The following is a 15,412-nucleotide window of genomic DNA, read 5'->3' as shown; positions in this document are numbered from 1 at the left end:
GTTTCTTTCTTTTTTCTGTCACTCCTCGATTAAGGAGGACAGCATGAAAATCCACGATTTTAAACGAAAAAAGCAGCTACAAAATAAAATAAGCATGCTGACTTGCTATGATTATCCTTCCGCACGGATTATCGCTGAATCAAACATTGACTGCGTCTTAGTGGGAGACTCCGTCGCTATGGCAGTGCACGGTCATGAAACAACGGTTATGGCAACAATGGAAATGATGGAATTGCATACTAAAGCAGTCGCCCGCGGCTTGAAGACGCATTTTTTAATTGCGGATCTACCTTTTTTAAGCCATCGTCTCTCGCAAGCAGACACTGTCAGTAATGTCAGACGCCTTCTGCAAGCCGGAGCCCATGCGGTAAAAATTGAAGGTGGCGATTCTGATACTTGCCAAACCATTTCCTACCTCGTGACAGCCGGTGTCCCCGTTATTGGACATATTGGTTTAACACCTCAGTCTGTGCATCAATTAGGGGGGTACAAGGTACAGGGTAAGGAGCAAGAACAGGCTGCTCGTCTCATCCAACAAGCTACAGAGTTGGAAGCTGCAGGCTGCTTTGCCTTGGTTATTGAATGTGTGCCGGCAGAATTAGGAAAAGCAATTACACAGACCCTAACCATTCCCACCATTGGTATTGGCGCTGGCGCTGACACTGACGGCCAAGTCTTAGTTTGGCATGATCTTTTAGGCTTGCAAACCGAGTTTCAACCCAAGTTTGTGAAGCAATACGCACAATCTAAAGGGCTACTCTTAGCAGCAATCAATAGCTATGCAAAAGAAGTCCAAAGCGCGAACTTTCCAACGAAGGAATATGCTTTTTAAAAAGTACAGCTCAGGTTGTTCCTTTGCCGACGTCCCGCGGGCAAGCCCTGGGGCGTCGAGATAAAGAGCAATTCTTTAGACTTAATGGCAAGGTTGGTTTGCTGAGCATGCTTTCCTATTGCTAGGAATCAATCTAAGGGGTTTTACATGCAAATTTTTCATGAGCTTTCGGAGTGGATGACCGTTCGTCAGTCCTTAGATCCCAAGTTATCAATCGGTTTTGTACCCACCATGGGTAACCTGCACCGTGGGCATAGCTCATTATTTACTATCTCAAAACAAGAGAATGATTATACAGTTGCAAGTCTTTTTATTAATCCGACTCAATTTAATCAACGTGATGATTTCACCCATTACCCACGCACTTTAGAGGCAGATCTGACGCTTCTTGAACAAGCCGCTGTTGATTTTTGTATCCTTCCTACTGAACAAGCTATGTACTCTGATGGTTATCGCTATCAATTACAAGAAACCGAACTTTGCCAACTAATGGAAGGCAAGCAAAGACCTGGGCATTTTACTGGTGTCCTAACTATAGTGATGAAATTACTTCAGCTTGCCAAGCCTCATCGTGTTTATTTTGGCGAAAAAGATTATCAACAATACTTATTAATTCGCGACATGGTTGCCGCTTTTTTTATGAACATAGAAGTCAAAGCCTGTCCGACCATTCGCGAAGACAGTGGGTTGGCCTACAGTTCACGCAATAACCGCCTTTCCCCATCTCAAAGGATTGAAGCTGAGCAATTCGCTAAAATTTTTCATCAGCTAAACGATTGTCAACAAATTATCACCGCGCTTAAAAAACAAGGCATCCTCGTAGAATACATTGAAGAACATGCAGGCCGGCGTTTTGCAGCAGTGAGAATAGGAGACATTCGCTTAATTGATAATTATGCCCTTCAGAACTGATTTGTAATACTGTCAAGCCCTGCGAAAGCAGGGATGAATACAACAGAGATTGGCAAAAATCTCAGCTTGGGAATGAGTAAAAACATCAAACTTGCTGCTGATGAGTATAAGCTGCAAGGGCTGCTGCAATGACAGCTGCCTTATGTTGGGGTAGGGACTTGTTAGAATAACGGAGCCATTCAGGATGAACATCGACTAAACTAGTATTCACCAAGCCTTGCTGCAATTCCTTTGATTTCAACATCTCAAGGTAGTAAGAGATTGTCGTTTTTACCCCAAATAAACGCATCTCCTCCAGCGCCCTACGTGCGCGGCATAAGGTTGAGGGCCAATCAAGATTCCAAACAGTGAGTTTCGCGCACAAAGAATCATAATCTGGCGGAATCGTATAACCGGTGTAAATTGCACTATCCATACGTACGCCAGGCCCACCGGGTGCATAATAACGGGTAATCCGACCAAAGCTTGGTAAAAAATCATTTTGTGGATCTTCAGCGTTAATGCGAAATTCAATAGCGAAACCACGACGATGGATCTGTTCTTGGGTCATATCCAATTTTTCACCTGCTGCAATGCGAATTTGTTGCTGTACTAAATCGATACCGGTAATTTGCTCCGTCACCGGATGTTCAACTTGTAAACGAGTATTCATTTCTAAAAAATAAGGCCGATTATCTTCATCTAACATAAACTCAACGGTACCTGCATTCGTATAGCCTACCGCTTGAGCAGCTTTAATCGCATAGCTATAAACTAATTCGCGCGTGCTTTCATCTAATTGAGGAGAGGGAGCAATTTCTACTAATTTTTGATGCCGTCGCTGGATAGAACAATCGCGCTCAAAGAGGTGTAAGACCTTGTCATAATGATCCGCTAAAATTTGCACTTCAATATGACGAGGATTTCTAAGGTATTTTTCCATGAAGACTTGTGAATTGCCAAAGGCTTTATTGGCTTCAGATTGAGCGCGTGCATAGAGTTGACGTATTTGCTCGGGATTATGGCATAACCGAATACCGCGTCCTCCGCCCCCAAAAGTTGCTTTGAGCATTATAGGATAGCCTAAAATTTCAGCACAACTCAGCGCTTCTTCAACCGAATTCAAGCTGCCTTCGCTACCTGGAATGGTTGGAATTCCAGCAAGCTGCATGGCTTCTCGTGCAGCGACTTTTGAGCCCATCATTGCAATAACAGGAGCAGACGGGCCAATAAATACAATCCCTGCTTTTTCACAGGCATCAGCAAAATCAGCATTTTCAGACAAGAAACCATAACCCGGATGAAGCGCTTCACAGCCTGCTGCCTTCGCACATTCAATAATACGATGAATATTTAAATAAGCATCTAAAGGATTTTTGCTTAGGCAATGAGACTGGGAAGAGCGTTTAACATGCAAAGCATAGCGATCTACTTCACTGTAAATGGTCACCGCCGCAATACCCATTTCCTGGCATGCACGCACAATACGCAGAGCAATTTCCCCACGATTGCTTACTAGAATTTTTTTAAACATTTTCATACCTATGCGGTTTGTCATATAAGTATAGCCTCTGTCCTGTACTGCAAGAGAAACTTTCAAAACAGTTGCTAGACTAGGATTTTGGCTATAATTAATAAATAGCTGCAATAGGATCTAAGAAGGCTAATTGGAAAGGGGGAAATTAATTAATGGCACTTAATACCCAAAAAAAAATAGCCTTCATTTTACAACATAAAGATCGAAATAATCCTTTAGAAAATAAAATTCTTTCTGAGCAAATCCACCTATTTTATAAACAAAATTATTTCAGCATCTTCATTCATTTTTTTGCAGCAATTTTTCTCGCGATTTCACTTTGGTCTGTCGTTTCTCATCGACTGATAACCGTTTGGTTGGTTTATATTTTAATTGTCTATAGTGCCTGGTACTTAGTTATCTACTATTTTCGAAAAAATCATGATTTACTAACAGAACATACTTGGTTTTATTTATTAGCATTTTTCGCATTCTTTTCTGGAATAGGATGGGGGTTTTCAGGCTCGCTTCTGATTCCGATGAACAACATTCTCCATCAAACCTTTGTGCTTATTTTTATCCTCGGTATAACCGCAGTATCAATACCTTTTTTTTCGCCTATTCCGCTGATATATGCTCTTTTTCTCTTTCCTAGTTTTATCCCTTTTATCATTTGGTTTTTTGCGCAAGGAGGAATCTATATTTTGTTAGGATTATGCGGACTTATCTATTTACCCATCATTTTTTCTTGCTGTTATTATATGAATAAATTTTTAATTAATACCCTAACGCTTCAATATAAAAATATAAATCTTGATACCTTGAATCAACTACTAGAAAAACGGGTCAACCGCCGTGCAGATGAATTAGAAAAAGCATTGGCTATCACTAAATCAACTTTAGAATCGACAGCCGATGGCATTTTAGTGATCGACCTTAAAGGTCATATAGAGTATTACAATCAAAAATTCTTGGATATGTGGCAAATTCCTAACTTATTCGCTACAAATCCAAACTTACAATTATTTATGAATGAGGCTTTAAAGCAAATTAAGAATCCAAAAGAATTTTTAAAAATAGTAAACGATAATCATAACAATCCTTCTCACGAAAGTTTTGATGAAATAATTGTCAGTAAAAACAAAGTATTCGAATGGTATTCCAAACCTCACTGGAGACGTAATTTAATCGCGGGAAGAGCCTGGAATTTTCGCGATATAACACTCAGAAAACAGATGGAGCAGCAGCTCGCTTTCCAAGCAACACATGATCTTTTAACCGGGCTACCTAATCGAACATTGTTATATGACCGAATAAATCAGGGTATTGCTTATGCCAAACGATATCAAACTAAATTATATCTATTATTTCTTGATATTGATAATTTTAAACTAATTAATGACAACCTTGGTCATAATTTAGGAGATATTTTACTCCAAGAAATTGCCAAACGTCTTAAAAATAATACGCGTGAAAGTGATACAGTGTGCCGTTTTGGTGGCGATGAATTTATTGTGTTATTCATTACTAATAAATACAGCGATATATTAAAACTAACACAAAAAATGCTTGATGCAATCACCAAACCGATGCAGTTAATGCAGCAAGAAATAGTCGTCACTGCCAGCATTGGTGTAAGTATTTACCCTAAGGATGGCACCGACGCAGCAACTCTACTTAAAAATGCAGATATCGCAATGTATCTTGCCAAATCCCAAGGACGCAATACTATCAAACTTTATGATCAAAGCATGAAAAGGCGTACTGAAAAAAGCTTAGCGATGCAAATTGAATTGCGCAATGCGTTGGCCAATAATGAATTTTTCTTACTTTATCAACCCACTATTGATTTAAAAACTGGACAAATTATTGGTGTTGAGGCGCTCGTTCGTTGGAAACATCCCAAAAAAGGGGTAATTCAACCCTTACAATTTATTGCCATTGCGGAAGAATCAAGAATAATCGTGCTCTTGGGTGAGTGGATTTTTCGCACCGCCTGTTTACAAAATAAAGCTTGGCAAGACCAGGGGCTTAGACCCATTCATATCGCCATAAATGTATCAGGCATACAATTAATGCGAGAGAACTTTGTCAAACAGATTGAACTTGCTTTACATGAAACGAAACTAGACCCTAAATATGTAGAAATTGAGTTAACCGAATCAACCCTCATGGATGATAGAAAACAAAACTTATATACTTTGAAGCACCTAAAAGAGATGGGGCTTAACCTAGCAATTGACGATTTTGGTACCGGCTATTCCAGCCTCAATTATTTAAGGGAATTTCCTGTCGCCAAACTTAAGATTGATCAGTCTTTTGTACAAAATTGCAACGTTGATAGCAGTGATGCCTCACTCGTCGAGGCAATCATTGCTATGGGGCATGGCTTAAAATTGAAAGTATTAGCTGAAGGCATCGAAACCGTTGAACAACTTCGTTTTTTAGAACACTGCCATTGCGACGAGGGACAAGGTTTCTTATACGGCCAACCTATGAACGCCAAAGCATTTGCGAAACTTTTAAGTAATAATTTGACCTATGTGTAAGCTCTAAGCACGGGCAAAAGTTTCCTTCGCTAAAGTTAAGCGCTTTTCTATCTCCCCTAATTCTGCGTTGAGCTGCAAAACTGCTTGGCTATCCCCCCTAGTCTGCATCTGTCGCAGTGCTTTGCTCATCGCTTCTTGTTGCTCCGTTAAACGATTAATATCCTGTTCTAAGGATTGTAACCATTGTTGCCGAGTACTGATGCTGTTCAAACCAAAATTAGGTTTTTTTTCATTTTTGGGTTTGCTTGATTGCAGATGACAAAGGGTAACCAAAACATTAATTTTTTGTTGGATTCGTTGGGCTAGATAATAAGCGCTTGAAGCCATTTTTTGTTCTGCTAAAGTTCGAATATCCGCTTTAATTTCTTCGATGCAACTTGCAGCGGTAACCTCTAAACGAGGACGAAATAATCCTCTGGGAAGTGAATGCATTGAAAGCGCCCCTTCAAGAGCGGATATTTTCCACTCCAACTCAGGTAGTCTTGCAGTTAACTCCTGCAATAACGCACGATAGTCCATAGCTATCGAACTTAGGCAGATTCTAATTGCTGTTGCAAAGCCAATAGGCGGGCCTGTCGCCACGAACAGATGAAAGGTGGCAAGCACATCACAATCAAACCAATCACTAAGGTGAATTCATAACGAGTTATGCTACCGACATTAATCCCCTCAGGAGGCATAAAGCTGACCGCTAAAGTGGTCAAGGCACCAATAATCCCCACGCCAGCCACAAATAACATACCGCCTAATCCCCCAGGAATGCGAAAAGCTCTGGGGTGCTCTGGTGCGCTCAATCGCAATTTGATGGCAGCGATAAACATAAGAAGATACATCAACATGTAGAGTTGGGCAGCTAGGGCAGTTAATAACCAATACGACCCATTGACGCTAGGCATAAAAAGAAATAAGGCTGATAAGATCGTGACGATAATGGCCTGAGTCACTAACATAACAACTGGCGCACCTTGACGATTGGCTCGTTGGAAAAATTCTGGCAAATTACCATCTTCAGCAGCGACTAATAACCCTTTTGTTGGCGCAATAATCCAATTGCTCACGCCACCCAGTCCGCCAAGTACTAGCATGATTGCCACAATGGGCATAAACCATACTAGATGGTATTTAGCGAAAAACGCATCAAACGCTTGCATGATACCTGCAACCAAATTGATCTCATTTTGCGGCAAAACAACCGCGATAGCCAGTGAACCTAAAATCAAAGTGCTTAAAATAATCAGCACCGAATAAACCAAGGCTCGGGGGAAAGCGTGCTGAGGATTATTCACATCATTCGCATGCACCGTTGCGATTTCGATACCGCAAAAAGACATCATAATTGCTGTTAAAGAAACCCAGAGGGAGCGATCTTGCCAATGCGGGCTAATGCTCTGTGCATCAAATTGCACTTGTAAAGGATTACCACCGATTATCCAAGCGGCGCCTAGGCCAATAATTAAAGCCATCGGTAATAATAAACCCGACAACGCACAAATATTGCTAAATAAAGCAGAAGAATGCATGCCCCGCAGATTTACCAGGGTAGCTCCCCAAAAAGAACTAATAATGACCAGCCACAGAAACCAGGGGTTTGAAGCCATCGAAGGATTAATAAGATAGCCAATCGTTCCTGCTACAAAGGATAAAATGGTTGGATACCAAATCACATTTTCTATCCATTGCAACCATATCGCTAAAAATCCGGTTTGCTTACCAAAAGCCTCTTTAACCCAAATATAAATTCCACCCTGTTTCGGCCAACCAGAGGCTAACTCTGCAGAGACCAGAGCCGTAGGGATTAGAAAAAACAAGGCCCCCATAATGAAGAAGGAAATCAACTGACTGCCAAATAAAGCGGTAGCGGGTAAATTACGAATACTATCTACAGAACCTACCGTAATCATGGTTAGGCTAAAAATGGTCAACGCGTGCTTATTAGAACTCATTGCATTCCTTCTCTGCTATTGCAACTGCTTGCTTAACGCCCTTTCTATAAGGACAAAACTCAAAAAAAATTTTAAACCTTATTTTAACGAAGCAAGCTTAAAATAATCTTAATAATCGTGTAAAAAATAATCAAAGCCGTCCTACTCTACTCGAGTATGCACGCTTTGTAAATCACTAAAAAAGAGAAAATGTGCAAATAGATAACAACATTATCAACTTTATGTCATTTTGCTTTCTAGCATCCCAAAAGAAGAATGATCGGCTTTTTTTGCTGAATCGCAGGTTGGGCCTTGACCCAACCAATTCACTGAAAATCCTCTTAACCAAGGCTCAACCTACTAGTTTCTCATTGAAGCGATGGATTCATGAAACGCTTCCGCTAAGTCGCTGCTTGTACCTTCTTTCATCACCTCCTGATAACGCTGCCAAAAGGAGGGGGTCGTTTTACGCTGCTGCTGGGGAAGAGCCGCCATAAGCGCATAGCTATCCTCGTATTGTGGTGGTTGTTGCAAGAGAGTGCTTTCATTGCTGTTATCTGTTGGCGTTCTAAGATTGTTATGGAACTTCTTACAGCCTTCACTCATCTCAGCATGCACCGTTCGCTTCGCTTGTAGCATCGCTAAAGTTTTATAACTGTCATCAGACAGTTGTATATCTTCCATCACACTCTGAGCAAACACTAATTTATCCTCAGAAAGAGCTCTGTTTCTAAAAATAAAAGTGATTAACTGTTGAAGCCAGCTTGTCCGTGCTTGGATATAATTTAAAAAAGGTTGATATATTTTTTGCTTGTCTTTACGGGACAAGGAGCTGTCAGAGTCTTCGGGTAGAGATAAAGATTCATTGCCATACTTTAATTTTAGGTCATTAATAAGTGTAACTGTATTAGTATCCGGATCCTGTGCTTTTCCTTTAAAAAGGTTTCTGGAGCTAGCGATGGTATCCTTATGCACTTTCTCCCATCTCTCTATTATTTCGCCAATAGTGCCCTCTGTTCTGGTTAAAAGTGTTTGCTTTAACGCTTCCAAAGCAGCTATTTTAGCTTCCGCACTATATTGAAACCAGGTCGCGGGCGAGCGTAATTGTTGAATGTGTTGTTCGATCCGATTAATAACCGTAAATACAGGGTCTTCAATAGTAAATTGCTTGCGTAGATCTGCTTTTAATTTTTCAACGAATATTTTTTCCTTATCGTCTGATGCTAAGTTTGCTCGCAATCTCGCTGCTTCATAATTATCTAAAGCCTCGGGATCAACAACTGATGAGGAGGCGGCTGATTGTGATGATGATTTTTTAGGTTGCTTTAAGCGGGCGGCTTTAAAAGCCTCAAGGTATTGCTGAGCTGTATCAGCTCCAGCGTCGTTGTCCCGTTCATACCATCGTAAGGCTTCTTCAACAATGTGATTAAACTCTTGTTTTGATAAATGCGACATTTTAGTTCCTTAAAATAATTCGATTTATATTCGCGGAGCATTTTACCTTATAAGTCATTAAAATATCTAATTATTTAGATCTTGAAACAATTGATTTTATTTTATACAAAAATGAGAAACAAGGGGTTTGTTCACTGGTCTGATGAAGGGAACGGAAACTGTCTCGAAGTGCTATGAAAGAGCCCCTTCGAGAACCTCAGGACAGGCTTCGAGACACACGCCATGCGTGCCCCTCAGACTGAACGGAATAAAATGAATACAAATTCCTTAGATCCTGATTGCGTGGGGCTCCCTTAGAGCCCGAGGGGTTCATAGTCAGCCTAAAGACCGAATTATAAGCTAAATAAGGCTTAGCCTAACAGTTATGAGCCTTAGCGCAACTTTTAAAACAATTACATGCTCATTGAAGTCATTTCAATAGACTCATGCAGTGCTTCGGCTAAGTCACTTTTAGTAAACATTTCACCTTCCTCTACCACCATAGCACGCTGCCAAAAAGGAATAGTTGTTTTACGTTGCTGCTGAGAAGCTATCCCTCTCTCCTCGTGTTGAGAAGATGAAGATAAAAGAGTTTCTTCAGTCTGAGGCAGCTCCCTTGGCGCTCTAAGATTGTAATGATTCAGATCTTGTTCCTCACTCATATGAGCATGTATATTTCGCTTATCTCGTAACATCTTATCTAAAGCAGAATAACTGTCCTTAGAGTCTTGTATTTTCTCAATCAGGTCTTGCGCAAAAACCAATTTTTCATTAGAAAGAGCCGTGTTTCTAAAAATAAAAGTGAGGATTTGTTGAAACCATGTTGTGCGTGCTTGAATATAATTCAACAACGGTTGATAAATTTTTTGCTTGGCTTGACGAGACAGGGAATCATCATAGTCTTCTTCTAAAGAGACTTCGCCATACACTGGTAATAGGCCGTTAATAAATTTAAGTGTGCTAGCCTGAGGATCTTCTCCATTCATTTTAAGAAGGTTTCTAGAACTAGCGATAATTTGTCTATTTTGTTCCATCCACGAGGCTATTGTTTCCCCAATAGTGCCTTCCCTTCCCTCTAAGAGCCGTTGCTTTAACGTTTCCAAAGCAGCTATTTTATCTCTTGCGCTACGTTTAAACCAATTCGCTGGTGAGCGGAACTCTTGAAGATGTTGGTCGATTTCATTAATGGCTGAAAAAATTGGATTTTGAAGAATAAATACACCTCGTAGGTTTTCCTTTAATGCTGCAGCGAAGACCTCCTTTGGATTTTCAGACGCTGAATCTGCGCTTTCTTCGGCAAGAGTAAAAGCGTTAATAGCTGTTTGATGATTATAATTTATTTGAAAATCCTCACGATCGAATTCTATTTCTTCGGAATCGTTATTTTTTTCTGGTATAGCATCTGGCCTTACATCAAAACCCTTACAGGCACTAAGATAATCAAAAGCATTAGTAGCCTTTTTCCCTTGGGCATACATCTCGGTTGCTATTTCAACAATCCTATTAAGTTCTCTTATTGATAAATGCGACATTTTTCACTTCCTTAATAACGCGGTTGATATTCGCCGGGCATTTTACCTTATAAGCCATAAAAAAATCTAATTATTTATTGCTTGGAATAATTGAATTTATTTAACGCAAACATTAGCTGACATTGGTGCTCTTTTTTTTATTTATCAGGCTTAATATTGAGCTAATAAATCCTCTTTATAATGCTAAGCAGTTCTATCAACATCGATGTGCTTATGTTTAAAAAAACACTCTGTCTTGTTTTTCTTTTTCTTTTTTCACTTAACTCTTACAGCTATAAATTCGACACTATCGTCACTTTCGGTGATAGCTTGTCTGACAACGGTAATTTGTACCAATTTATAGGCCATCTCATTCCAAGCTCCCCTCCCTATTATGAAGGTCGTTTCAGTAATGGGCCGGTGTGGATTGAAAATTTATATCAAACTTATTTTACTAATACTAAACCTGAGAATTTCCTCGATTTCGCAGTCGGCGGTGCGGGAGCTGTCCTTTCTTATAAAGAAAATTTGCCTTATAGCTTAGATGCTGAGCTCAATAATTATCTGTATTTGCATAATTTTGCCAATAAAAATAAAACGCTATTTATTGTGTGGATTGGCGGGAATAATTATCTTAATGGCCCCAGCAATGTGGATGACATTACTACCTCTGTCGTGGATGCAATTGGCAATAATCTCAAAGCACTGGTTGAGCGCGGTGGCGTTATGTTTTTAGTCGTTAATCTGCCGGATTTAGGTAAAACACCGGAAGCCGCAAGATCTAATAGTCAAGAATTGTTAACTAAATTAACCCTTATGCATAATCAAAAATTACTCGATAAATTCAATGCCTTGAAAGAGGAATACCCCAATGTCAGTTGGACTTATTTTGATGTCTATAGCATGTTAAATCAGGTGATGGATTCTCCTCAACAATACGGTATTAGCAATATAACTCAACCTTGCTATACAGGCGGTTTCTATGGTAGTTCTGTCACCGCAGAAACCACCAATAATCCCATACAACTTAATAATTATTTAACCCAGCAAGCGCAAAAAAACGAGGTCAATTTAGATGAAAAAACAAGGCAAGCTATCCTTGAAAACCCAGCGCTCCGAGAAGCCTTGAGTATGAGTTATCAAAATCAACTTCAACCCAGATTAGCTGCTGACAAGGAGTCTTGTGAAGGCTATTTATTTTGGGATCACGTCCATCCTACAGCAACTATTCATCAATTGATTGCGCAAAATGCAAAATCTATATTGGATGAGGCAGGATTGGAGCCGATGAAATAGCTTAGGCTAGGAAGGCTTTGTGAGTCAGATCGATGAACCTCCTGGTTTGACTGGTGTTATTGCCTAGTTGAACTCCATCCCTACGTCCCGCGACTCGCGGGATCCAGGGATCTCGATATGAAAAAAGATCGCCTAGATACCGGTTGCGTAGGCAGGAAGGGTTAAAATTTGCAACAACGCCGGCTTGACCACGAAACCCATTTTAAGTAGAAATCCAAACTAAGATATAACCTTCAGCAAAGTTCCAGTATACTCCTTAGTTACCCGGTTTCGATCCAAGCAATCGATGACTACTTATTCCCTCTATCATATTTTTATTTTCCTCGCAGCAGCTTGCATCATCATACCGTTGGCCAGCCGTTTTAAACTTGGCTCAGTACTAGGCTATTTAATCATTGGGGTTCTTATAGGGCCTTTTGGCTTCAAATTGATAGGTAACGCTGTACAAATTATGCATTTTGCGGAGTTTGGCGTCATTATGATGCTTTTTCTTATCGGTTTAGAACTTGAGCCTGAAACCTTATGGCGACTACGCAAAGCAATCATCGGTTTAGGCAGTCTCCAAGTTATTTTGACTACATCAATCCTCACACTTATTGGCATCCTTCTGAGCTATGAGTGGCGAATTAGTTTGGCAGTGAGTATGGCCCTGTCCCTGTCGTCGACGGCTCTCGTTTTGCAATCTCTACAAGAAAAGAATTTAATGCGTACAACTATCGGTGAAACTTCTTTTGCCATCTTGTTGTTCCAAGATATTGCTGTTATTCCAATATTAATCATCTTGCCTTTATTGGTTGCGCAAGGCATCACTCCTGTAGAAAAAACGGGGCTGCTGGATTCATTGCCCGGTTGGCAACAAGCTGGAATCATCACCGCCCTTATTGCCGCCATCATTGTAATTGGGTATTTTTTCTCGCATTATTTTTTCTATATTATTGCGCAAACGAATTTGCGCGAAGTCTTTACTGCAACCTCATTAGCCTTAATTGTTGGCATCACCTTATTAATGGAGACAATAGGCGTTTCACCAGGCCTCGGAGCATTTGTGGCCGGCGTAGTGCTTGCCAACTCCGAATACAAACGCACTTTAGAAACCGATATAGAACCATTCAAAGGTCTATTGCTTGGATTGTTTTTTATCTCTGTGGGCATGAGAATGGATTTTACTATTCTCGTTCATCATCCCATTTATTTGCTCGGAACAATCGCTCTTTTTATTACAATCAAAGCATTAGTTCTTTTGTTTCTCGGTCGCTCCTTTGGGCTCAGCAGAGCGCAATCCCTAGGCCTTGCACTTTTGTTGTCTCAGGGAAGTGAATTTGCTTTTGTCTTATTCCAATTTGCTTCTTCTTCTAAAGTTATTACCGAGCATTTAGCAGATTTCTTTATTTTTGCGATTGCCTTATCGATGGCAACGACTCCACTCTTGATGATAATTTATACTCGTTTGATTGTTCCACTTTTTATGAGCAATTTACCCCCTCGATACGATACTATCGATGAGCAACATGCTGTTATTCTTGCTGGTTATGGACGTTTTGGCCAAATTATCGGACGTTTCCTTAATGCTCAAGGTATTAAACTTACTGTTTTGGAAAAAGATCCGGACCAAATTGAGTTATTGCGTAAGTTTGGATTTAAAGGTTATTTTGGTGACGCCTCACGCTTGGATTTGCTTAAAAACGCAGGTGCCGATAAAGCAAAATTGCTTATTGTTGCTGTGGATGATCCAGACACCAGTTTAGATATAGTAAGACTTGCGAAACAAGCGTTTCCGCAGATAAAAATCTATTCCCGCGCTCGCAATAGGCGACATGCTTATGAATTACATAAGGAAGGTGTCGATTATTTTAGACGAGAAGTGTTTGATTCTTCATTAACTATGGCACAAGAAATCATGAAATTTTTAGGCTATAGTCCAGAAAATACGCGCAGTAAGGCACGCACGTTTAAACATCATGATGAAATTAATTTAGTTAAATCCTTCAAATTTTTCGAAACAGAACATGAACTGATAAACTTTGCCCGACAAGCAACTGGCGAGCTCGAGCTGGTATTGCAAGAGGACCGGGTGGCGACGACTAAATCAAAAAAAGCGTGATTAAAATGTTGCGCGAATCCCTGCTGTTTGCCCGAAGTGATGTATAACTGGCGTTATGCACGATTAAACCCGATCGGGCTCTGAGGTATCCCCACGAAATTAAATAGTCTGCTTAGTTCATTTGATCGTTTGGTTTATACCGTTCACACTGAGGAAGCGCGCAGCGCTGTCTCGAAGTGTCTCAAAAAGCTCCTTCGAGAGCCTCTGGAGAGGCTCCGAGACCCAGGCCATGCGTGCTCCTCAGGCTGAACGGATAAAATGAATACAAATTCCCTAGATCCTCATTTCCTGAGAATACCTTAGCCCGAACGGATTGATTATATAAACTCTGTTTTTTTATTGTAGCGCTCGATACTGGATAATATTTCCTGGTAAGCGGCTTCAGGGCCTTCCCAACCATTTAATTTGACCCATTTTCCCTCTTCTAAATCTTTATAATGTTGGAAGAAATGCTCAAGAGATAACAATAAATGACGCGGAATATCTTCATGGGTTTTTATTGAGTCATACATCTTGCTCAATTTGCTGATAGGAACAGCCAATAGCTTCGCATCCACTCCTGCTTCATCCGTCATTTTAAGCATGCCTACTGGACGACAGGGAATAACTGCCCCAGAGATTAAAGGTACTGGCGTAACCACTAAAACATCAACAGGGTCACCGTCTTCTGATAAGGTGCTAGGCACATATCCATAATTAGTAGGATAAAACATAGCTGTTGTCATAAAACGATCAACAAACAACGCCCCAGTTTCTTTATCGACTTCATATTTTACCGGCTCCCCATGCATAGGGATTTCAATGATGACGTTGATTTCATTAGGAATATTACGACCACTTTTAATATCCATTAAACCCATTTTTATATCTCTCAATTAATAAGACCCGCTATTATGCGCAAAATAGGTTTAAAAGGCAAAATTTAACCCTTCAATCGCCGACAGGGTCTGTTGTCAACTCCTTTGTCGGAGTATAATCGCTAGTTTAGCTAAAACACATCAGGACGATCATGAGTTGCTTATTTTGCAAAATTGTATCAGGAGAAATTCCAGCTACAGTGGTATTTGAAGATCCAGAAATAATGGTTATTCGTGATATAAAACCACAAGCACCCACGCATTTGTTGATCCTTCCAAAGCAACATATTGCTACAATTAACGATACAGATAGCAAAGATGAACAACTTTTAGGCCACATGATCCTTATGGGGAAAAAGATGGCTAAAGCAGAAAAGCTTAGCGACGACGGATACCGTCTGGTTTTTAATGTTAACTCTGGTGGCGGGCAGGAAGTTTACCACATTCATTTACACGTACTAGGTGGTCGTCAGATGACGTGGCCTCCTGGTTAGGGCAAGAAC

The 15,412-nt window shown here is 40.3% G+C and carries 12 protein-coding genes; 6 read left to right on the top strand and 6 right to left on the bottom strand.

Annotated features, from left to right (window positions below; translation table 11 throughout):
• Positions 1-43 precede the first annotated feature (43 nt).
• Positions 44-832 (top strand): 3-methyl-2-oxobutanoate hydroxymethyltransferase, encoded by a 789-nt coding sequence (gene panB / locus Lnau_RS14000; protein ID WP_058505749.1) that lies wholly within the window; start codon positions 44-46, stop codon positions 830-832.
• A 147-nt stretch (positions 833-979) separates the two neighbouring features.
• On the top strand, positions 980-1,744 hold the full coding sequence (gene panC, locus Lnau_RS13995; protein WP_058505748.1) for a pantoate--beta-alanine ligase: 765 nt from the start codon (positions 980-982) through the stop codon (positions 1,742-1,744).
• Between the two features lie 85 nt (positions 1,745-1,829).
• Here the strand turns inward: panC and Lnau_RS13990 are convergent, their stop codons facing one another.
• Complete coding sequence (locus Lnau_RS13990) at positions 1,830-3,257, bottom strand: acetyl-CoA carboxylase biotin carboxylase subunit (protein ID WP_058505747.1); 1,428 nt, start codon at positions 3,255-3,257, stop codon at positions 1,830-1,832.
• A gap of 155 nt (positions 3,258-3,412) precedes the next feature.
• On the opposite strand from Lnau_RS13990, the gene Lnau_RS13985 reads away from it, so the two are divergent.
• Positions 3,413-5,788: a sensor domain-containing protein gene (locus Lnau_RS13985; RefSeq protein ID WP_065240308.1), complete on the top strand. Its 2,376-nt coding sequence runs from the start codon at positions 3,413-3,415 to the stop codon at positions 5,786-5,788.
• A 3-nt stretch (positions 5,789-5,791) separates the two neighbouring features.
• Here Lnau_RS13985 and priC read toward each other — a convergent pair whose 3' ends face one another.
• From priC to Lnau_RS13965, 4 genes are all read right to left on the bottom strand, one after another.
• Positions 5,792-6,307, bottom strand: a complete 516-nt coding sequence (gene priC / locus Lnau_RS13980) for a primosomal replication protein PriC (RefSeq protein ID WP_058505746.1) — start codon at positions 6,305-6,307, stop codon at positions 5,792-5,794.
• Positions 6,308-6,318: 11 nt separating this feature from the next.
• The gene (locus Lnau_RS13975) at positions 6,319-7,731 is read right to left on the bottom strand and encodes an APC family permease (RefSeq protein WP_058505745.1); all 1,413 of its coding nucleotides are present in this window, start codon (positions 7,729-7,731) and stop codon (positions 6,319-6,321) included.
• A gap of 339 nt (positions 7,732-8,070) precedes the next feature.
• Positions 8,071-9,165 (bottom strand): hypothetical protein, encoded by a 1,095-nt coding sequence (locus tag Lnau_RS13970; protein ID WP_058505744.1) that lies wholly within the window; start codon positions 9,163-9,165, stop codon positions 8,071-8,073.
• Positions 9,166-9,557: 392 nt separating this feature from the next.
• A complete protein-coding gene (locus Lnau_RS13965; RefSeq protein ID WP_058505743.1) occupies positions 9,558-10,676 on the bottom strand; it encodes a hypothetical protein in 1,119 nt (372 codons plus the stop codon).
• A 213-nt stretch (positions 10,677-10,889) separates the two neighbouring features.
• Between Lnau_RS13965 and Lnau_RS13960 the strand changes: the two genes are divergently transcribed.
• Positions 10,890-11,951, top strand: a complete 1,062-nt coding sequence (locus tag Lnau_RS13960) for an SGNH/GDSL hydrolase family protein (protein ID WP_058505742.1) — start codon at positions 10,890-10,892, stop codon at positions 11,949-11,951.
• Between the two features lie 286 nt (positions 11,952-12,237).
• On the top strand, positions 12,238-14,052 hold the full coding sequence (locus Lnau_RS13955; protein WP_058505741.1) for a monovalent cation:proton antiporter-2 (CPA2) family protein: 1,815 nt from the start codon (positions 12,238-12,240) through the stop codon (positions 14,050-14,052).
• A 317-nt stretch (positions 14,053-14,369) separates the two neighbouring features.
• On the opposite strand, the gene ppa is transcribed toward Lnau_RS13955, so the two are convergent.
• On the bottom strand, positions 14,370-14,912 hold the full coding sequence (ppa, locus tag Lnau_RS13950) for an inorganic diphosphatase (RefSeq protein WP_058505740.1): 543 nt from the start codon (positions 14,910-14,912) through the stop codon (positions 14,370-14,372).
• 149 nt (positions 14,913-15,061) lie between these two features.
• On the opposite strand from ppa, the gene Lnau_RS13945 reads away from it, so the two are divergent.
• Positions 15,062-15,403, top strand: coding sequence for a histidine triad nucleotide-binding protein (locus Lnau_RS13945; protein ID WP_058505739.1), 342 nt, complete (start codon positions 15,062-15,064; stop codon positions 15,401-15,403).
• The last annotated feature ends 9 nt before the right edge of the window (positions 15,404-15,412 follow it).

The sequence above is a fragment of the Legionella nautarum genome (assembly GCF_001467895.1).
Lineage (GTDB): Bacteria > Pseudomonadota > Gammaproteobacteria > Legionellales > Legionellaceae > Tatlockia > Tatlockia nautarum.
The sequence above is the reverse complement of the archived record's forward strand: the minus strand, read 5'-3'. Positions and strand labels throughout refer to the sequence as shown.